Source organism: Ensifer adhaerens, assembly GCF_001270265.1.
Taxonomy (GTDB): Bacteria; Pseudomonadota; Alphaproteobacteria; order Rhizobiales; family Rhizobiaceae; genus Ensifer; species Ensifer adhaerens_B.
In genome coordinates this window covers 36,480-55,054 of the sequence record NZ_LGAP01000030.1, presented here as the reverse complement: position 1 = coordinate 55,054, position 18,575 = coordinate 36,480, and the positions used below count along the sequence as shown (strand labels likewise).

The 18,575-nt window shown below is 61.3% G+C and carries 18 protein-coding genes; 10 read left to right on the top strand and 8 right to left on the bottom strand.

The window, feature by feature from the left end; all coding sequences use genetic code 11:
• Positions 1 to 3: 3 nt before the first annotated feature.
• The gene (locus AC244_RS28630) at positions 4 to 885 is read right to left on the bottom strand and encodes a carbohydrate ABC transporter permease (RefSeq protein ID WP_053252222.1); all 882 of its coding nucleotides are present in this window, start codon (positions 883 to 885) and stop codon (positions 4 to 6) included.
• Between the two features lie 202 nt (positions 886 to 1,087).
• Here AC244_RS28630 and AC244_RS28625 point away from each other — a divergent pair, with 202 nt between their 5' ends.
• Positions 1,088 to 2,020, top strand: coding sequence for a helix-turn-helix transcriptional regulator (locus AC244_RS28625; RefSeq protein ID WP_053252221.1), 933 nt, complete (start codon positions 1,088 to 1,090; stop codon positions 2,018 to 2,020).
• 29 nt (positions 2,021 to 2,049) lie between these two features.
• Here AC244_RS28625 and AC244_RS28620 read toward each other — a convergent pair whose 3' ends face one another.
• The 4 genes from AC244_RS28620 to kduI all read right to left on the bottom strand — a co-directional run bounded on the left by AC244_RS28620 (position 2,050) and on the right by kduI (position 5,791).
• On the bottom strand, positions 2,050 to 3,186 hold the full coding sequence (locus AC244_RS28620) for a mandelate racemase/muconate lactonizing enzyme family protein (RefSeq protein ID WP_053252220.1): 1,137 nt from the start codon (positions 3,184 to 3,186) through the stop codon (positions 2,050 to 2,052).
• 24 nt (positions 3,187 to 3,210) lie between these two features.
• Positions 3,211 to 4,122: a 5-dehydro-4-deoxyglucarate dehydratase gene (kdgD, locus tag AC244_RS28615; protein WP_053252219.1), complete on the bottom strand. Its 912-nt coding sequence runs from the start codon at positions 4,120 to 4,122 to the stop codon at positions 3,211 to 3,213.
• A 104-nt stretch (positions 4,123 to 4,226) separates the two neighbouring features.
• Positions 4,227 to 4,970: a 2-dehydro-3-deoxy-D-gluconate 5-dehydrogenase KduD gene (kduD, locus tag AC244_RS28610; protein WP_053252218.1), complete on the bottom strand. Its 744-nt coding sequence runs from the start codon at positions 4,968 to 4,970 to the stop codon at positions 4,227 to 4,229.
• Complete coding sequence (gene kduI / locus AC244_RS28605; RefSeq protein ID WP_053252217.1) at positions 4,967 to 5,791, bottom strand: 5-dehydro-4-deoxy-D-glucuronate isomerase; 825 nt, start codon at positions 5,789 to 5,791, stop codon at positions 4,967 to 4,969. Before kduI ends, kduD begins: the two co-directional genes overlap by 4 nt.
• Before the next feature lie 363 nt (positions 5,792 to 6,154).
• On the opposite strand from kduI, the gene AC244_RS28595 reads away from it, so the two are divergent.
• The 9 genes from AC244_RS28595 to AC244_RS28555 all read left to right on the top strand — a co-directional run bounded on the left by AC244_RS28595 (position 6,155) and on the right by AC244_RS28555 (position 14,121).
• The gene (locus AC244_RS28595) at positions 6,155 to 6,949 is read left to right on the top strand and encodes an NAD-dependent epimerase/dehydratase family protein (protein ID WP_053252215.1); all 795 of its coding nucleotides are present in this window, start codon (positions 6,155 to 6,157) and stop codon (positions 6,947 to 6,949) included.
• Between the two features lie 3 nt (positions 6,950 to 6,952).
• Positions 6,953 to 8,470 carry an aldehyde dehydrogenase (NADP(+)) gene (locus AC244_RS28590; RefSeq protein ID WP_053252214.1) on the top strand — a complete coding sequence of 506 codons (1,518 nt, stop codon included), beginning with the start codon at positions 6,953 to 6,955 and terminating at the stop codon, positions 8,468 to 8,470.
• Between the two features lie 82 nt (positions 8,471 to 8,552).
• Entirely contained in the window at positions 8,553 to 9,290 is a 738-nt protein-coding gene (locus AC244_RS28585; protein ID WP_053252213.1) for a FadR/GntR family transcriptional regulator, read from the top strand.
• An 82-nt stretch (positions 9,291 to 9,372) separates the two neighbouring features.
• Entirely contained in the window at positions 9,373 to 10,122 is a 750-nt protein-coding gene (locus AC244_RS28580) for a FadR/GntR family transcriptional regulator (protein ID WP_053252212.1), read from the top strand.
• A 62-nt stretch (positions 10,123 to 10,184) separates the two neighbouring features.
• Positions 10,185 to 10,499: a cupin domain-containing protein gene (locus tag AC244_RS28575; RefSeq protein ID WP_053252211.1), complete on the top strand. Its 315-nt coding sequence runs from the start codon at positions 10,185 to 10,187 to the stop codon at positions 10,497 to 10,499.
• 109 nt (positions 10,500 to 10,608) lie between these two features.
• A complete protein-coding gene (locus tag AC244_RS28570; protein WP_053252210.1) occupies positions 10,609 to 11,631 on the top strand; it encodes an ABC transporter permease in 1,023 nt (340 codons plus the stop codon).
• Complete coding sequence (locus AC244_RS28565; RefSeq protein WP_053252209.1) at positions 11,631 to 12,518, top strand: ABC transporter permease; 888 nt, start codon at positions 11,631 to 11,633, stop codon at positions 12,516 to 12,518. Before AC244_RS28570 ends, AC244_RS28565 begins: the two co-directional genes overlap by 1 nt.
• 5 nt (positions 12,519 to 12,523) lie before the next feature.
• Positions 12,524 to 13,360 carry an ABC transporter ATP-binding protein gene (locus AC244_RS28560; RefSeq protein WP_053252208.1) on the top strand — a complete coding sequence of 279 codons (837 nt, stop codon included), beginning with the start codon at positions 12,524 to 12,526 and terminating at the stop codon, positions 13,358 to 13,360.
• Positions 13,360 to 14,121 (top strand): ABC transporter ATP-binding protein, encoded by a 762-nt coding sequence (locus tag AC244_RS28555; protein ID WP_053252207.1) that lies wholly within the window; start codon positions 13,360 to 13,362, stop codon positions 14,119 to 14,121. Before AC244_RS28560 ends, AC244_RS28555 begins: the two co-directional genes overlap by 1 nt.
• A 695-nt stretch (positions 14,122 to 14,816) precedes the next feature.
• Here AC244_RS28555 and AC244_RS28550 read toward each other — a convergent pair.
• The 3 genes from AC244_RS28550 to AC244_RS28540 all read right to left on the bottom strand — a co-directional run bounded on the left by AC244_RS28550 (position 14,817) and on the right by AC244_RS28540 (position 18,301).
• Entirely contained in the window at positions 14,817 to 16,415 is a 1,599-nt protein-coding gene (locus AC244_RS28550; protein ID WP_053252206.1) for an ABC transporter substrate-binding protein, read from the bottom strand.
• 88 nt (positions 16,416 to 16,503) lie between these two features.
• On the bottom strand, positions 16,504 to 17,133 hold the full coding sequence (locus AC244_RS28545; RefSeq protein WP_053252205.1) for an SGNH/GDSL hydrolase family protein: 630 nt from the start codon (positions 17,131 to 17,133) through the stop codon (positions 16,504 to 16,506).
• A 19-nt stretch (positions 17,134 to 17,152) separates the two neighbouring features.
• Positions 17,153 to 18,301, bottom strand: a complete 1,149-nt coding sequence (locus AC244_RS28540) for a mandelate racemase family protein (RefSeq protein WP_053252204.1) — start codon at positions 18,299 to 18,301, stop codon at positions 17,153 to 17,155.
• Between the last annotated feature and the right edge of the window lie 274 nt (positions 18,302 to 18,575).

Genomic DNA, 18,575 nt, shown 5'->3' with positions numbered 1-18,575 from the left:
AGATCAGCTCCGCTTGTCGCCGGCGTAGAAAACCCACTTCTTGGAAGACCAGAAGGCTACGAGGGTCAGGGCGGTGACGATGGTGAAGAGCACCCAGGCGATGGACGAGGCGTAGCCCATGTTGAACTTCTTGAAGGCCTCGTCATAGATGTAGAGCGGCAGCAGATAGGTCGCCTTCAGGGGGCCGCCCTGCGTGATGATGTAGGGGCCGTTGAACTCCTGGAATGCCTGAACCATCTGCATGATGAGGTTGAAGAAGATGACCGGCGTCAGCAGTGGCAATGTAATGAAGAAAAAGGTGCGCACCTTGCCCGCACCATCGATGGCCGCCGCCTCGTAAAGCGATTTGTCGATAGACTGCAGCGCGGCGAGGAAGATCACCATGGCTGAGCCGAACTGCCAGCAGCGCAAAAGCGTGATGGTGAAAAGCGCGTTCGTCGGATCACCGAACCAATCCACCGGGGAAGGACCGACCGTCGCCAAGGCCATGTTTGCAAGACCTTCCGTGGCAAAAATGTAGCGCCACAGAACGGCAATGGCGATCGAGCCGCCGAGGATCGAGGGCACGTAGAAGGCGGTCCGAAAGAGGCCGATGAACATCAGTTTGTAATTGAGGATCGCCGCAATGAAGAGCGCGAAGGCGAGCTTCAAAGGCACCGTCAAAAATACATAGAGCAGCGTGACGTTCAGCGACTTGATGAAGGTGCGATCACGCGTGAAGAGCCGTTCGTAGTTGGCAAGCCCCGTCCATCGCGGCTCGCTCATCAGATCATAGCTGGTGAAGCTCAGATAAAGCGACCCGATGAACGGGATTGCAGTGAAGACAAGAAGGCCGACGATGTAGGGGGTAAGATAGCCCAGCCCCAAAAGACGCTGCATCTTCATAGCCTGCCTCCCGGGCAGCACTTGAGCGCAGTGGACTTAGATGCAATTTTGTACAAATCTGGCTCCCAATTCGGTGCAGAAAGGATGAGCGGCCACGCCCTTACCTATCGTGCGGACCGATCTCCTCCCCAGAAGAAGCGGTCGGTGCAGTGACATTTGCCCTTTTTCAGATCAGAATGAATTCACAAAGGGAAGGAAAAAGATGGACGAAATCGAAGGCGGCATTCTATCGGCAATTCCGCCTGCGGCGTTGACACTCAATCTGACGCGAGCGGCGATCCGCATGGAGCACTCGCAAACCTGGAGGATCGACAAATCCAACCCGGTCGACGATCTCATCATCTGCCTTGAGGGTCGCGGCCACTACCTGATCGATGGCGAGCCATGCGTCATGGAGCCGGGCGACGCCATGCTGATAAGTGCCGGCCAGCGCTTCATTGGCTGGAACGAGGGGCGCGAAACCTATATCGGCGTGGCGCAGCATTTTACGCTCGACATTTATGGTCGTCATAACCTGATCGCGCAGATGAACCTGAGACCGAAACTGCGATTGAGCCGTTGGCCGTTTCTCGAGCCGATTGCCCGCCACTATCGTCAGAGCGCACCTCCCTCCTCCGTCTCGCTCGGTCAACATCATCTTTTCATGGTCCTGCTCATCGCCTTCATCGAGGATGCGTTTCTCGGCTGGCGCGATCATGCGACCTATCAGCCGGAGGGGGCAGACGCGATCGACCTTGCAGTGATGAAGGCTGCAACGATGATCTCGGCCAATCCGCTCGATCCGGAGATTGCCGCAAAGGCAGTCGACGCCTCGCCCTACAACGCCGACTATTTCCTGCGCGAGTTCCAGAAGCGGGTGGGCCGCACGCCGCGCAAGTACCAGGAACTCAAGCGCATGGAGCGCGCCATGCATTTTCTCGAGGGAGGCCTTTCAGTGGCGGCCGCGGCGGCGGAAGTCGGCTATGCCGACCCCTATTATTTCTCGCGCATGTTCAAGCGTACGCTCGGCCTCAGCCCGCGCGGTCATATGAACAAGGTCCACCAGAGCCGGCACGGCGATTTGCTGCAGCTCGACGAGCCGGAACAGGAAATCCGCCTCGCCGCCACCCGCGCAATGGAGAGGCAACGGGCGTAGGACGGACTGCGACCGGATTGGGTCCTTCGTCAGGTTCCCGGCATCTTGAATTCGACGAGCGCATTGCGATTGACCTCGATACCGAGACCCGGCCCGTTCGGAATGGCGACGACGCCGTTGACCGCTTCCAGCGGCGTCTTCAGCACTGCCTGGCGGAACGGGTTTTCCGTACGGTCGAATTCCATGATCGGTTCAATCGGGTTGCCGCGGACCGGATCAGGGACCATCGCCGCCATGAACTGCAGCGCGGCGGCGATCTGCACGCCCGTTCCCCAGACATGGGGAACGATGCGGACGCCATGAAGCGTCGCCAGGCTCGCGATCTTCTGCGCTTCGGAAAAGCCGCCGCAACCGCAGAGGTCCGGCTGGAGAATATCGACCGCACGGCTCTCGAGCGCGGACCACATGCCGTAGCGCGTATGCCAGGTCTCGCCTCCGGCGACCGGGATAGGCTGACCGGCGCGTACATCCCGGTAGGCGGAGAGCTGCTCGGGCACCACCGGCTCCTCGAACCAGTCGATGTCGTATTCTGCCGCTGCCTTGCCAAGCCGGATTGCTTCGGTGACGGTGTAGCCGTGGTTGGCATCGATCATCAGCCGCATGTCGGAGCCGATCGCCTCGCGCACTGCCCGTATGACGTCCAGGTCTTCGTTGACGCCGAAACCAATCTTGATCTTGCACGCATGGAACCCCTGCGAACGGCGCTCGGCCATTTCCATGGCGTTGTCGGATATCCGGTCGACGCCGTCGCGCTTGAAGCTGCCGGTCGCATAGGCGCGCACGCTTTCGCGCCAACGCCCGCCGAGCAGCATGGAGATCGAGGCACCATAGTGCTTGCCCTTGATGTCCCACAACGCAATGTCGATGCCTGACAGCGCGGTGATGGTCAGACCGCGCTGTCCCTGATCGCGCAGTGCATTATAGAGCACCGCCCAGATCTTCTCGGTCTGGCGCGGATCCTGACCGATCAGCCAATTGGAATAGGCTGCGACCACCGCCGCATTGGGCCTGGCCGGGCCAAGACATTCGCCCCAGCCTGTCGTTCCGTCATCGCATTCAATCTCCACCAGGACATGGGCGCGCCGGTCAAAGCGCATCGAGGCGCTTTCGAACGGCGTGTCGAGCCGGTGTTCCAGGAGATGTGTGCGAACGGCGGTGATCTTCATCGCGTTCCTCCCAAATTCGCCCTGTCAGGCCTTGCGCTTGTGCGCTCCGATGAGGGTGTCGAGCATGGCATGCTCCTCATCGGTCAGATCCACGAGCGGTGCGCGCACCGGGCCAGCGTCGAAGCCCTGCAGCCGCACACCCGCCTTGATTGCCGAGACGGCGTAGCCCTTGACCCGATTGCGGATAGCCATGAACGGGTAGAAGAAATCCGTCAGGATGCGCGCGCAGGTGGAGCGATCGCCGGCGCGAAGCGCCACGTAGAACTCGTTGGCAAGACCGGGCACGAAGTTGAACACGGCAGACGAATAGGTGGTGACGCCGGCACCGAGGTAGGCTTCGGCGAAGAGCTCGGCCGTGGGCATGCCGCCCAGATACATCAGCCGATCGCCCATCTTGGCGGTTACCTGGCGCAGCAGGCCGATATCGCCCGTGCCGTCCTTGAAGCCGATCAGGTTGGGGCATTCGTCGCAAAGCCGGGCAAGAGTATCGGCCTGCAGCACCGAATTGTCACGGTTATAGACCATGACGCCGATACCCACCGACTGGCAGACTTTCTTGATATGAGCGTAGAGGCCTTCCTGAGGCGCATCGATCAGGTAGTGCGGCAACAGCAGGATGCCGTCGGCTCCGACCTTTTCGACCGAACGGGCGATATCCACGGCGATATCGGTGCCATAGCCACACCCCGACACGATGGCGGTTTCTCCTGCCGCCTCCTTGGCAGCCGCAACCACGCCCGGGATTTCATCCGGCTTCAGCGAGAAGAATTCCCCGGTGCCGCCGGCTGCGAAAAGCACCGGAGCCTCATAGCCGGCAAGCCACTCGACATGCGCCTTGTAGCTTTCCGGCGCGAAGCGCCCTTGGGCATCGAAATGCGTGACCGGGAAGGAGAGAAGACCGGAGCCGAGAGCGGCTTTGATTTGTTCAGGGTTCATTTCAGTTTTCCTTTGTACGTGCTTCGTGCAAACATTTAGCTACACATACGACATATGTCAATAAGTCATCATACAAGTTGTGTGATGACTCTCTATTCAGCAGGTCAGCGCGCCATCCAGCCGCCGTCGACATTGAGAACCGCCCCATGAATGTAATCGGCTGCCGGCGACGACAGGAAGACCGCCGCACCGGCGATGTCCTGCGGACGACCCCAGCGATTGGCCGGAATGCGATCGAGGATTGCCTTGTTGCGGGCAGCGTCGACGCGAAGCGCTTCAGTGTTGTTGGTTTCGATGTAGCCGGGCGCAACCGCGTTGACGTTGATGCCTTTGGCCGCCCATTCGTTTGCAAGCAATTTGGTGAGACCAGCCACGCCGTGTTTCGCAGCTGTGTAGGATGGGACACGGATGCCACCCTGAAAGGAAAGGAGCGAAGCGATATTGACCACCTTTCCTGGCCGCCCCTTGGCCAGCAATTCCTTCGCGAACGCCTGGGTCGTAAAGAAGAGCGCCTTCAGGTTTACATCGATCACCGCATCCCAGTCTTCCTCGGTAAAATCCACCGCATCGGCGCGACGGATGATGCCGGCGTTGTTGACCAGGATGTCGACGCCCTGATCCTGGAACACGTCTCGCGCGGCCATGGGATCGACAAAATCGAGAGAAAGTCCGATCGCCTTGCCGCCTGCCTCGGTGATTAAATCGAGGGTCTCTTCTGGCGGCCTGCGAGCTGCGCAGATCACCTCCGCCCCGGCTGCAGCGAGACCGATGGCGATCGCCTGCCCGAGACCGGTGTTCGAGCCCGTGACTAGCGCCTTATGGCCTTGAAGCGAAAAGGGATTTTTCATTTCAGGTCCTCCGGCTGAATGAAGTCCATGTCGGTGTAATCAACGTTGTCGCCGGCCATGGCCCAGATGAATGTGTAGGAGCCGATACCGGCACCGGAATGGATCGACCAGGGTGGAGAAAGCGCGCCTTCCTCATTCGAGATGAACAGATGACGGGTCTCCTGGGGCTCGCCCATCAGATGCAGAACCCGGGACTTTTCGTCCATGCCGAAGTAGAGATAGGCCTCCATGCGGCGGTCATGGATATGCGAGGGGATGGTGTTCCAGACGGATCCGTCCTCCAGCGTTGTGTAGCCAAGCACCAACTGGCAACTCTCCATCACGAGTGGATGAATGAACTGGTTGATGGTGCGCTTGTTGGAGGTTGCCGACGTCCCCATTTTCACTTCCTTGCTTTCAGAAGCGGTGATGAGGCGTGCCGGCAGACGACGGTGCGCCGGGCACGACGTGATATAGAACCGGCCCTTGCCAGCGAAGGTGACTTCACCCGTTCCGGCACCGAGGTAAAGGACATCGCCGCGGCTCAAGGTGTAGGTTTCACCACCGGCCACCACGGTACCGGTCTCACCGATATTGACGATGCCCATTTCACGCCGATCGAGGAACAGTGGAGTTTTGGTTTCCTCGACCTTGGCCAGCGTCAGGGGCTGATCGCCCGGCACCGCCCCGCCGATCACGAAACGATCGTAATGGGTATAGATCAGCCGGATCTCGCCGGTCCTGAACATGCCCTGAGCCAGGAAATGCCGCCGGAGCCCTGTTGTATCGAGTGTCTTGGCATATTCCGGGTTGACCGCCTGTCTTGTTTCCACAGTCAGCATTAATTCCTCCATCGAGTTGTAGACAACACATAATATATGTTACCGTTATTGTATGATATGTTGCCAGAGGTCAAGATGCCGGAAGGAGCGATGCGGGAATGTGCGTGATTTGGAGTGAAGCGATCATGGGATCATTGGACACGGAGCCATGCGAGGCCGTCGCTCGATTGAACGTCGGTCAAGACCGCAACAAGGATCGGCCTGACGACCCTTACGCTGGGACCGGGGTTTCGCCAGCGTTAACCGCACTTCGCTTCGGTCAGATCGAAGCGCGCGGCAGCGCCGTTCTTGCTGACGGTGTCGTCTGACATGGGGCGCATGCCCGCACGGGGCGGTGCTGCGATTTATAAAAGGAAACCGGAATTGAGACGCCTTCTGCTCACCGGCGCGGCCGGCCAGCTCGGCCAGGTGATGCGCAAACGCCTTGCACCACTCGCCAAGACGATTCGCCTCGCAGATCTTGCTCCTCTCGATTCCCCTGAGGAGAATGAGGAGTGCATATCCTGCGATCTTTCCGACGCGGCCGCAGTGCACGAAATGGTCGCCGGTTGCGACGGCATCGTCCACCTCGGCGGCGTTTCCGTCGAACGGCCGTTCGACCAGATTGTTGGCGGCAACATCGTCGGTCTTTACAATCTCTATGAGGCCGCCCGCGCCCACGGCCGGCCGCGCATCGTCTTTGCCAGTTCCAACCACACCATCGGCTACTACCCACAGACCGAGCGCCTCGGGCCGGACGCGCCCTTTCGCCCTGACGGGCTTTACGGGGTTTCGAAATGCTTCGGCGAGGCGCTGGCTCGTATGTACTTCGAAAAATTCGGGCAGGAGACTGCGCTGGTGCGCATCGGCTCCTGCACACCGGAACCCACCAATTACCGCATGCTGTCGACCTGGCTTTCCCATGACGATTTCACCTCGATGATCGAGGCGATCTTCCGCGCGCCGACACTCGGTTGCCCGGTCATATGGGGCAGCTCGGACAACGACGCCGGTTGGTGGGACAACTCGCATCTCGGCTGGCTGGGCTGGAAGCCCAATGACAATGCCGAGGCCTTCCGCGCGCGCATTGCAACCCACACCCCGAAACCCGACCCGAGCGACCCGATGGTCCGCTTCCAGGGCGGCGGCTTCGTCAACAATCCGATCTTCAAGGAGTAGAGAATGACCTATGTGCCCCATGGCAAGCATCTGGTTGCGGGCGAATGGCTCGCAACGCAGCCCACGTTCCGCAGCGAGCCTTCCCACGGCGATGCCTTCGAATTTTCCGTCGGCACGGTCGAACTGGTGAACAAGGCGGTCGAGGCCGCCGAAGAAGCCTTCTGGTCCTACGGCTATTCCTCCCGGGAGAAACGCGCCGCCTTCCTTGACACCATTGCCGATGAGATCGAGGCCCGTGGTGCCCAAATTACGGAGATCGGCACGTCGGAAACCGGTTTGCCGGCTGCCCGCCTGGAAGGCGAACGCGGCCGTACAACGGGGCAATTGCGCCTCTTTGCTTCGCATATCCGCAAGGGTGAACATCTCGACAGACGCCGTGACGAGGCGTTGCCGAACCGCACACCCCTGCCCCGCCCCGATATACGCCTTATGCAGCGCCCGATCGGCCCCGTCGCCGTCTTCGGCGCGTCCAACTTCCCGCTCGCCTTTTCGACCATGGGCGGCGATACCGCCTCGGCGCTCGCCGCCGGTTGTCCGGTCGTCGTCAAAGGTCACTCCGCCCATCCCGGCACAAGCGAGATCGTGGCGGAAGCCGCCGATGCCGCCATCCGGAAAAACGGGCTCAATCCGGGCGTATTCTCGCTGATTCAGGGCGGCCGCCGCGATGTCGGCACGGCGCTCGTCACACACCCGCTCATCAAGGCGGTCGGCTTTACCGGTTCGCTTGCCGGTGGCCGCGCCCTCTTCGATCTCTGCGTCTCGCGCCCCGAACCCATTCCCTTCTTTGGCGAGCTGGGTTCGGTGAACCCGATGTTCATATTGCCGGAAGCGGCGAAGGCCCGTGGTGCTCAGATCGCCCGGGGATGGGCGAACTCGCTGACGATGGGGGCAGGTCAGTTCTGCACCAATCCAGGCATTGCCGTGATCCTTTCCGACCACGCCGATGCATTTGCCGAGGCGACCCGCGCCGCGCTGAGCGAAGTCGGCCCGCAGGTCATGCTGACAGAGGGCATGGCCAAGGCCTATCGCGAGGGCAGCGTACGCATCGCGGCCGGCGCCGGCGTGCGCGAGGTCCTGAGCACCGCCTGCGATTTGCGCAACGCTACGCCCTACCTTTTCCGTGTTTCCGCCAATGACTGGCTCTCCAACCACGGGCTTGCCGAAGAGGTGTTCGGTCCGCTCGGCCTGATTGTTACGGTCGAGACCATCGAGGAGATGGTCGCCGTTGCGAAAAGCTTTGCCGGTCAGCTCACCGCCACGCTGCATCTCGATGAAGCCGACACACAACTGGCGCGCAGACTGTTGCCAGCCCTCGAGCGCAAGGCAGGTCGCGTGCTGGCCAATGGTTATCCGACCGGCGTCGAAGTCTGCGACGCCATGGTCCACGGCGGCCCTTATCCCGCATCCACCAACTTCGGCGCGACTTCCGTCGGGACCCTCTCGATCCGAAGGTTCCTCAGGCCGGTCGCCTACCAGAACATTCCGGAGGCGTTGCAATGCGAGGACCTCAAATCGATCTAGCAAAAGATTGCGCCATTGCCCGGCAATGGCGTATCCACGATCAACAGCGGATTACCGCCCCACTCACCGAATGGCTAAGTGCATGACAAAAGCGACCGCACAAGATACGGCTCCCCAGCAGGCCACGACGCTGGTGGTAAAGGTCGCAGATGCGCTTCGCGCGCGCATTTCCAAGGGCCATCACAGGCCGGGCGACCGGCTTCCCTCGGAAGCCCAGCTGACGCAGGAATTCGGCGTAAGCCGCACGGTCGTGCGCGAGGCGATCGCCGCCCTTCGATCCGACGGCCTGGTGGAGCCGCGCCAAGGCGCGGGCGTCTTTGTTCTCGACCCTGCCCTGACCGAACGCCGTCCGTTTCAGAATGTCGACCTTGCCCGCGTGTCGTCGCTGATCGAGATGCTCGAACTTCGAACGGCGGTTGAGGGCGATGCTGCGGGCCTTGCCGCGCTGCGGCGCTCGCCGGGGCAGGAAGAAAAGATCATCGAAGCCCTCGACGCTTTCCGCACGAGTTCGGCCGAAGGCCGACCGAGCGCTGAAGCCGATTTCGCCTTTCACATCGCAATTGCCCAGGCGACCAACAATCCGCGCTTCGGCGAATTCCTGCAGATGCTCGGCCCGACGCTAATACCCCGTCGCGCGGTGACCGAGAGCGGCGAGGAGACGGCTCTCCCCCCGGCCGATATCGAGCGGCTCGTGGAGGAACATGAAGCAATCCTCGTTGCCATTCAGAATGGCGACGAAACGGCGGCTCGCGCCGCCATGCGCGCTCACCTGAAGAACAGCCAGGCGCGCTATCGCGCCATACTGCGAACATCTCGCTGAGTACAGGTCAAGACAGCCCTCCCTTGCATTCGGACAGATAACCGATAACATGCCAGACAGGTTCAATGCAGGTGGAACAGAAATGGAAGCCGAGAACAATCACGCCAGAGGCACGTCGCTGGCCGCGAAAATCAGCACCGACCTGCGTCGCGAGCTGGCCGATGGCGTATTCAAACCCGGCGACCGGCTTCCGAGCGAAAGCGCGCTGACCCGCGAGTATTCCGTCAGCCGTACCGTGGTGCGCGAGGCGATCGCAATCCTTCGAGCCGACGGCCTGGTGGAGGCACGCAAGGGTGCGGGCATCTTCGCGCTCGAGACCTCAGAGGGCAAGAAACAGCCGTTCAAGGATCTGACCACCGAACGGATTTCTTCGGTGATCGAGCTTCTGGAACTCAGGACGGTCTTCGAGGTGGAATCGGCGGGACTTGCCGCGTCGCGCCGCTCCGCCGCACAGATTGAAGCGATCCTTGAGGCCCACCATCACGTCGGCGAGTGCCTGGCTGCCGGAAGCCCGACCCGAGATGCGGATTTCGAGCTGCATCTCGCCATCGCGGAAGCCACGCAAAATCGCCGCTTTCCCGAATTTCTCCAGCTGATCCGATCCGGCATCATCCCGCGCGGCGAGCTGCAAGGCTCGGCCCCCGGCTCGCGCCCGAAAGACTACAACCTCCACCTTCAGGAGGAGCACGCCCTGATCGTCGATGCCATCATCGAAGGCAATGCCGAGGCAGCACGCGAGCGTATGCGTGCCCATCTTCGCGGCAGTCTCGATCGCTACAAGGTACTGCTGCGCTCACGCACCCTGGCTCCCGAAGATATAAATCTGTCGTAGCTTGTCATACAGATATAAGTACATGTATGTTAATGATGTCATACATCATTAACGAGGCCTCCATGACCCTTCCCGCCTTTCCCATCACCCCAACCGACACGGGCATCACCCGGCAGGTGCTTTCTCACTCGCCGGAGATCATGGTCGTGTCCTTCCGCTTCGAAAGCGGCGCCGAAGGCAGGCTGCATAGTCATCCGCACGTGCAATCCACTTATGTCGCACGCGGCCGCTTTCGTTTTTTCCGCGGTGGCGAAGCCTATGATTTGAAAGCTGGCGACAGTCTGGTCATCCCGGGCAACACCGAGCACGGCTGCCAATGCCTGGAGGCGGGAGAGCTGATCGACTGCTTTACGCCAAGGCGGGATGACTTCCTCTGAGCGGATTGCCTTGACAGCATCAACAACCTGTGACAGGTTTCATTAAGTTGTCATACAGGATAGGAGCCTGTACCGCCTCACCGTCTGGCGAATGACAAACGGAGGAACCATGTCACACCGTCGCATACGCTTCTACGGCGCGGCCGGGCAGGTCGGGACCATCGCGGTCACGCTGCTCGGCCTGCTTCTCCTGACTTTCTTTATCGGGCGGCTGATGCCCGCCGATCCTGTCCGCGCCATTATCGGCGAAGATGCGACCCGTGAAACCTATGAGCAGGTGTATCGCTCGCTCGGTCTTGACCGTCCGCTCTGGGAACAGTTCGCCTATTACCTCGGCGACGTCTTCACGGGCAATTTCGGCACCTCGATCCGTACCGGCCAGCCCGTCATCCAGGATATTCTGCATGTCATGCCGGCGACCATCGAACTCGCCACGTTCGCCATTCTCATCGGCGCCGGCCTCGGCGTGCCGCTCGGCGTCTTTGCAGCCGTCAACAAGGACCGCTGGCCGGACCATGTCGTGCGCGTCTTCAGCCTCTTCGGCCATTCGATGCCGATTTTCTGGACGGGTATGATCGCGCTTATCGTCTTTTACGCCCACCTCGGACTGGTCGGCGGCAGCGGGCGAATGGACCAGTTCTATATCGGTCTGGTTGAGGAGCGCACCGGTTTCCTCTTGATCGACAGCCTGATCGCCGGCGAAATGGATGTCTTCTGGTCGGCGGTAAACCACATCATCCTGCCGGCGGCGCTGCTTGGCTATTCGTCCTCCGCCTACATCACCCGCATGACCCGCAGCTTCATGCTCGACCAACTCGGCCAGGAGTACGTGACGACAGCCAGGGTGAAGGGGCTTTCGCGCAACCAGACGATCTGGCAGCACGCCTTCGTCAACATCCGCGTCCAGCTCGTTACCATCATCGCTCTTGCCTACGGTTCGCTGCTCGAAGGTGCAGTCCTGATCGAGACCGTCTTTGCTTGGCCGGGCTTCGGCCAGTACCTGACCAACAACCTCATCACCGGCGATATGAATGCCGTCATGACCTGCGTGCTGATCGTCGGCGTCATCTTCATCGGCCTCAATCTCCTGTCCGATGTTCTCTACCGCATCTTCGATCCAAGGACGCGCTGATGTCTACCCGCACCGAAACCACCTTCCGTCTGCCGGCTCCGCTCCTTGCACTGAAGAACATCGTGCTCTTCCTGCTGAAAAGTCCGACCTCGACATTCGGCCTCGCAGTCCTGGCGCTGCTCATCCTGGTCGCTGCCTTCGCGCCGTTGATCGCCACCCACGATCCCTATGCGCAGGACCTTGCCCTGACGCTGCAGGCACCGGGCAATGGACACCTCTTCGGCACCGACGAGCTTGGCCGCGACATTTTCAGCCGTCTCGTCTGGGGCGCCCGCATCACGCTGACGATCATCTTCCTCGTGTCGGTTGTCGTCGGCCCCATCGGCCTCATCATCGGTACCACCGCCGGTTATCTGGGCGGCAAGGTCGATACAGTGATGATGCGCATTACCGACATTTTTCTGTCGTTCCCGAGCCTCATTCTCTCGCTCGCCTTCGTTGCAGCGCTTGGCCCAAGCCTCAACAACGCCATTGTCGCCATTGCGCTCACCTCCTGGCCGCCGATCGCCCGGCTCGCCCGGGCAGAGGCAATGACTTTCCGCAAAGCGGACTACATCTCCGCCGCCAGGCTGCAGGGCGCATCGCCGGCGCGCATCATCGTTAAGTCGATCATGCCCATGTGCCTGCCCTCGGTCCTCATCCGTCTGACGCTCAACATGGCGACCGTCATCCTCACGGCCGCCGGCCTCGGTTTCCTCGGCCTCGGCGCCCAGCCGCCGCTGCCCGAATGGGGCGCGATGATCGCGACCGGTCGCCGCTACATGCTGGACAGCTGGTGGCTCGTCACCTTCCCCGGCATCGCCATCCTGTCAGTCAGCCTCGCATTCAACCTGCTCGGCGATGGCTTGCGCGATGCGCTCGATCCCAAGCAGATGAACCGGAGGTAGGCCCGATGGAAAAGCCCATTCTCGAGGTCGACAATCTCCGTATCCGCTATGGCGGCGCTTCGGCCGAAGCCGTACGTGGGGTCTCCTTCACCCTTGGCCGGGAACGGCTGGGTATCGTCGGCGAATCCGGCTCCGGCAAGTCCACCGTCGGGCGTGCCCTGTTGCGTCTGCTGCCCGGCGCGACGATCACGGCCGACAAGCTGCGCTTTGGAGAGCTCGATCTCCTGACGCTCTCCGAAAAAGAGATGCTGAAAGTCCGCGGCCGGCGCATGTCGATGATCCTTCAGGATCCAAAATTCTCGCTCAACCCGATCCGCCGCGTCGGCGACCAGGTGGCAGAGACCTATCTGCGCCACTTCAGGTGCTCGAAGGCAGAGGCTCGTGACAAGGCGCTCGCTATGCTGGAAGCGGTCAAGATTCGGGACCCGGAGCGCGTCTATGACCAATATCCGCATGAAATATCCGGCGGCATGGGCCAGCGTGTGATGATCGCCATGATGCTGCTGGCGGACCCGGACCTTGTCATCGCCGACGAACCCACCTCCGCGCTCGACGTTACCGTCCGGCTTCAAGTGCTGAACATCCTCGACGGCCTCGTGCGCGACCGTGGCATCGGCCTCATCATGATCAGTCACGACCTGAACCTCGTGCGCAATTTCTGCGACCGCGTGCTCATCATGTATGCGGGTCGCGTGGTCGAAACACTCGCCGCCCGTGACCTCGACAGGGCCGAACACCCCTATACGCGCGGCCTGTTGGCAGCTCAACCGCGGATCGGCGGCGGGCGTGCACCCCTCGCCGTGCTCGACCGCCAACTCGAATGGCTGGAGGAGAAAGCCTGATGTCCGTTTCCGTCGAAACTCGCGATGTGTCCATCACCTTCGGCGCCGGCCCTGCCGCCGTCAGGGTCCTGCCGAGTGTCAGCTTCTCGGTCGGTCCCGGCGAATGCTTCGGCCTCGTCGGCGAAAGCGGCTCGGGCAAGTCCACCGTGTTGCGCTGCATCTCGATGCTGACCGACATCTGGACCGGCGACATTCTCATCGACGGCAAGCCGGTACGCGAGATGCCGCTTATCGAGCGCTGCCGCACGCTGCAGATGGTGTTCCAGGATCCGTACGGCTCGCTGCATCCGCGCCAGTCGGTGCGCACCGTGCTCAGCGAGCCCCTCGCAATCCATAGGCTCGGCGACCGCGAAGAGCGCATGCGCAAGGCGATCACCGATGTCGGCCTGCCCGTTTCCTTCCTCGATCGCTTTCCACACCAGCTTTCCGGTGGCCAGCGGCAGCGGGTCGCCATCGCCCGGGCGCTCATCCTGGAGCCATCGCTCCTGCTTCTGGACGAGCCCACGTCGGCGCTCGATGTCTCGGTGCAGGCAGAGATCCTGAACCTGCTTCAGCGCCTGCGCGAAGAGCGCGGTTTCACCTACATCATGGTGACGCACGATCTGGCCGTGGTCGACCACATGTGCGACCGGTTTGCCGTCATGCTGCACGGCGAGATCACCGAAGTGCTGCCACGCGAAGCGATCCCTGCAAACGGCGCTACCCACCCTTATGCCCGAGAGCTCATCGGCGCCTCGCTTGAATATGAAAGCGCACATTGATCGACCTCACACAGTTCGAGGTCTGGTAATCTTGACGAAGCGCCCTTGAAGCTCCAAGGCGCTTTTTGACGTCCCGGTCAATCCAACGACCTGTCGCTGATACGTGAAGTGACCAGAAGCGGCCGCGTTTGCGGCAACTTTGTCCCCGCTCCCAAGGCAGAGATCGCGGCGCGCTTGCTGGATCACGCGGCCCAACCCGAACGACGAACGAAGTCTAGCACTGGCGTCTGCGCCGAAACGGCTAGCGACGCGATCTTGCAAAACGACTGCCGTCAACGCGGTGCGGGTCGACGGATCCCTTTGACTGGTACCCTCGAGCTCCGGGGCTGTGCCACGGTATTTGACGTGCGCCCCAAGCCAGCATCCTCTCGGCATTGCGGAGCGCGCCCCAAGAGGCCCACCTTGTGCGTCTGTCCTTCTCACGTCGACTTGTCGCAAGTGCGCAGAATGACGCCTGACGTGAATTCGACGCGCCGTTCGTTTCCCCTGCGGACTGTAATTGTGAAGCCAGAGACGAGCGCGCAGCGGCGCTCCGTGGACATGTTCGCTCTCGCTGATGACGGCGGCGATCTTTGTTCTCCGGTGTGCCGACGAGGTGCCGGTTCGGGTTGCTGTCGCAGCTTTTGCCTCGCGAACGTGAAAAGGCGCGTGTTGCCACGCGCCTGTTGCGTACTCGCTGAGAACACCAGGAAGGATCAACGCTCCTTGGCGACGCCCTCGAAGCGGGAAAGCCAGGGACTGACGATCATGCCCTTCACATCGCTTCGGAACGCAGCCGTATCGACCACTTCCGAGAACGGCTGGATCGACATGACGATCTCGTCCATGTAGGCCTGCACGCCTTCATAAAGCTTGGCCTGCTTGGCGGGATCGCGCTCGACCAGCGCCTCCTCGATCAGCTTGTTCAACTTTTCGTCGTGGAAGCTGGTACGCCAGCTCTGGTAGTTGGTAAGCTTCGCATCGTCGGAATTGTCGGGATTGTAGGCGATGGAGCGCAGGTTATTGTCCGGATGCGGTTGCTGACCGCCGCCACCGCGACCAAGCAGCAACTCGAAGTTTCGTTCGCGCATTGCACCATAGATCTGATCACCCGAACCGCTGATGAGCTCCGCCTGGATACCGGCCTGGCCGAGCGTGTTCTGGATCGCGGTCGCCGCCTTCATGAACGGGTCTTCGGAAAGGACCCTGAGCGTGGTTTTAAACCCGTCGGGATAGCCGGCTTCGGCGAGCAGCGCCTTTGCCTTTTCCACGTCCAGCTTATAGCCCTGATCCGGGAGCGCGCCGATAACGCCGGTCGACAGCGGCCGTTGATGCAGCTTGCCGTAATAGGGCATGACTGCCTTGTCGAGGCCTTCATAGTCGATAAGGTAACGCAGCGCCTCGCGTACCTTTTTGTTGGCGAAGCGCTCATCCTTCATCGACACGCTGAGATAGTAGAAGCCCGACCCCGGCGTCGATGCGATGGTAATCGCCTTGTCGGCCTCCAGCGACTTGAGATCCGGCGCCTGAAGGGAATAGGCAACATCGATGTCGCCTTTTTCCAGCAGCAACCGCTGCGACTGGGATTCCGGCAGATGGCGCATCAGAACGCGCTTCATCGCGGCCTTTTCGCCCCAATACTCGTCGTTCCTCGTCAGGATGATGTATTCGTTCGACTTCCACTGCGTCAGTGTGAAAGGACCCGAGCCGGCAGAGTTCAGCGTCAGCCATGCCGCACCGAGGTCGCCGTCCTTTTCGTTCTCGAGTGCCGTCTTGCTGTCCAGAATGGACCCGGGACCATTCTGCCCCAGGATCATCAGCAGCAGGTTCGGGTCATCGGGCTTCGGCGAGTTAATGACGAAGGTGCGATCGTCTTCGGCTACAAGCGCCTTGTCGGCATCCTCGAGCGTGAAGCCGCGTGTCTTGAGGAAGGACGACTGCGCCAGGTTGCGGGCAAGCAGACGCTTCAGGCTCCAGGCAACATCGCCGGCCGTAACGGGATTGCCGGAAGCAAATTTCGCATCACCACGCAGGTGAAAGCGGATCGACTTGCGATCCTCGGCGATCTCCCAGCGCTCGGCAAGGCGCGGCTGGACGCTACGGTCCTGCGGCGAAAGGATGACCAGCGTGTCGTAGATGTTGTTGAGCACTTGCACGGTCTCGCGGCCGGTGATGGCCGCGGGATCGAGCGTCAGAATGTTGCTCATGGTCGTGGCGACGACGAGTTGGTCGGCCGGTGTCTCGGCGAGCACGCCGATCGGCGCGGCCGTGGCGAGAAGCGCGCCGAGCGCGGCTCTTATGAAAAAGTGTCTCATACTTCCTCCTTTTGCGGCCATCCCTGCGGATTGTGGCCTACCAGTTCCACGATCCGCCCGCCTGCTCCTCCGCAAGCGTTGAAACGGATCAGCCAAGAATTGCGCCGACGGGGGCTGCGAGTGCGCGGCCGATGGCTGCAGTCGCGGCCGCTTCCAAATGCACACCGTCGATCTCAGAGCCGCGAGCGACTGCGCCAGCATCGAAGAACGCGTGGCCGAGTTCGCAGGCGAGCTTGCGGTAAAGCGGGGAAAGCCGCTCGGATTCCGCCACGCTTCGCCCCGCCGCCGGGTACCCGCCTGGGCCGGGCGAACATGGCGGCGGTGCGACGATCAGGACCTTCGGCTTCGCCCCGCTCGGTTTGTAAGGAAAGGTGTCTACGATCTGCGCCAGGCGGCGCATGCCGGAAACCGCTCCCTCGGCGCGCCCACCGTGCACCGGCTTGATGTCGTTGGTTCCGAGCATGACGATCACGAGATCGAGCGGCATGTGGCTGGCAAGCGCCACCTCCAACGCCTTGGCGCCATTCCGGCAGGCGGGTCCGGCATGGTCGTCATAGCAGGGGGTGCGCCCGCCGAGCCCTTCCGATACGATCTTTGCCGAGCCGCCAAGTTCCCGGCTGAGAACTTCCGGCCAGCGACTTTCGGGGGGATGGCGCAGACCTGTCGCCGGATCCGCACCCCATGTCAGACTGTCGCCGAAGGCGAGAACTGTCTTCATTGCCCAATTACCTCGCTCGTCACCGCACGCGGTTGTTCTCGATGAAGTCGAAATCGATGTCCTCGCCGAGACCTGGCCGATCTGGCACATGGACGTACCCGTCCCGGTCCATTGGATCGGAGAGCGACTTCAGGTAATCGTGGCCGTCGTCATATTCGAGGAACGGATGCAGCAGGCCGCGCTCGTACCAGCGGCAGTTCTTGGTGGCAGCCACCACATGCAGGTTCATCGCAGTGTTGCCGTGCACCTCGCATTCCATCCCGAAGGCCTCAGCGAGATGCATGGTCTTGAGCGCAGGCGTGATGCCACCGACGTCGTTGACGCCGGTGCGCAGTATGTCGCAGGCGCCGGCCTTGATCCACTCGGCGCGATGCCAATGCTTGCCCGCAGCGCTTTCCGGGCCGACCACGGGGATGTCGAGATTGTCCGCAAGCCACTTGTAGGAAGAGAGCGACTGCTCATCCATCGGCTCCTCGATCCAGTCGAAGCAGAGCTTTTCAAGGCCACGCCCGAGTTCGAGCGCATCCGTGCGGGAATACCAGTGGAAGGCGTCGATCATCAGGCGGATATCCGGCCCTACCGCTTCGCGCACGGCGGCACAGGCCTTGATGTCCATCTTCACGTCAGGCGCCCAACTGACGGGCGGCATCCAGGTGTGTAGCTTGATGCCCTTGTAACCGCGCTTGACCAACGTCTCGGCGAAACGACCGTAATCCTCCGGTGTCGCCAGGCCATTCTCCAACTCATCACCGCACATGATGGAGCCATAGGCCAGCACCTTGTCGCGGTAACCGCCGATCAACTTGTATACAGGTTGATTGAGTGTTCTTCCTGCAAGATCCCACAAAGCACAATCGACAACCGCAAGCGTACGATCGGTAAGTTGCGCGGCCGACCCGCGCTGCCAGTGAGCAAGATCCTGCCACAGCCGTTCACGATCGCGATGGTCCTCACCGACGAGAACCTTCTTCACGAACTTCTCGATCAGATGCGGTCGAACGATTTCCGGCGCGGTAAAGGAGTGCCCTTCCTGACCATCTTCCGTGCGAACGGTCAGCATTGCTTGCTCGACCTGATGCGGCGGGCCTGGATGTGCGTGACCGGCACTATCAGAATGGCGGCGCGTGGTCGTGCGGAAGACCCGCACGTCGACGTCGGTGATGATCATTGTTCCTCCGGTATGCGAAAATGGCCGGCTCCCCGCCATCCTGTATGACACATACTTAGACAGATGCGCGCAAACTTGTCAAATCTGTATAACAGGTTTATTTAAATAACTGACAAGCTCCTGCCAGCGTTCAACCAAAAGACATGGACCAGTGGAGGGTGCCCACACCAAGGATGCCCGGGGGATGCCGGACCTGCGCCATCCGATCTGGCGGCAGCGTTTGCACGCTGAGGAGAGTGGGAAGATAGGACGGTCGCCGGGACACCAGCCATGA

Coding starts and splice junctions, on each gene's coding strand:
- AC244_RS28630 (WP_053252222.1), bottom strand. CDS start 885: ATGAAGATGCAGCGTCTTTTGGGGCTGGGCTATCTTACCCCCTACATC.
- AC244_RS28625 (WP_053252221.1), top strand. CDS start 1,088: ATGGACGAAATCGAAGGCGGCATTCTATCGGCAATTCCGCCTGCGGCG.
- AC244_RS28620 (WP_053252220.1), bottom strand. CDS start 3,186: ATGAAGATCACCGCCGTTCGCACACATCTCCTGGAACACCGGCTCGAC.
- kdgD (WP_053252219.1), bottom strand. CDS start 4,122: ATGAACCCTGAACAAATCAAAGCCGCTCTCGGCTCCGGTCTTCTCTCC.
- kduD (WP_053252218.1), bottom strand. CDS start 4,970: ATGAAAAATCCCTTTTCGCTTCAAGGCCATAAGGCGCTAGTCACGGGC.
- kduI (WP_053252217.1), bottom strand. CDS start 5,791: ATGCTGACTGTGGAAACAAGACAGGCGGTCAACCCGGAATATGCCAAG.
- AC244_RS28590 (WP_053252214.1), top strand. CDS start 6,953: ATGACCTATGTGCCCCATGGCAAGCATCTGGTTGCGGGCGAATGGCTC.
- AC244_RS28585 (WP_053252213.1), top strand. CDS start 8,553: ATGACAAAAGCGACCGCACAAGATACGGCTCCCCAGCAGGCCACGACG.
- AC244_RS28580 (WP_053252212.1), top strand. CDS start 9,373: ATGGAAGCCGAGAACAATCACGCCAGAGGCACGTCGCTGGCCGCGAAA.
- AC244_RS28575 (WP_053252211.1), top strand. CDS start 10,185: ATGACCCTTCCCGCCTTTCCCATCACCCCAACCGACACGGGCATCACC.
- AC244_RS28570 (WP_053252210.1), top strand. CDS start 10,609: ATGTCACACCGTCGCATACGCTTCTACGGCGCGGCCGGGCAGGTCGGG.
- AC244_RS28565 (WP_053252209.1), top strand. CDS start 11,631: ATGTCTACCCGCACCGAAACCACCTTCCGTCTGCCGGCTCCGCTCCTT.
- AC244_RS28560 (WP_053252208.1), top strand. CDS start 12,524: ATGGAAAAGCCCATTCTCGAGGTCGACAATCTCCGTATCCGCTATGGC.
- AC244_RS28555 (WP_053252207.1), top strand. CDS start 13,360: ATGTCCGTTTCCGTCGAAACTCGCGATGTGTCCATCACCTTCGGCGCC.
- AC244_RS28550 (WP_053252206.1), bottom strand. CDS start 16,415: ATGAGACACTTTTTCATAAGAGCCGCGCTCGGCGCGCTTCTCGCCACG.
- AC244_RS28545 (WP_053252205.1), bottom strand. CDS start 17,133: ATGAAGACAGTTCTCGCCTTCGGCGACAGTCTGACATGGGGTGCGGAT.
- AC244_RS28540 (WP_053252204.1), bottom strand. CDS start 18,301: ATGATCATCACCGACGTCGACGTGCGGGTCTTCCGCACGACCACGCGC.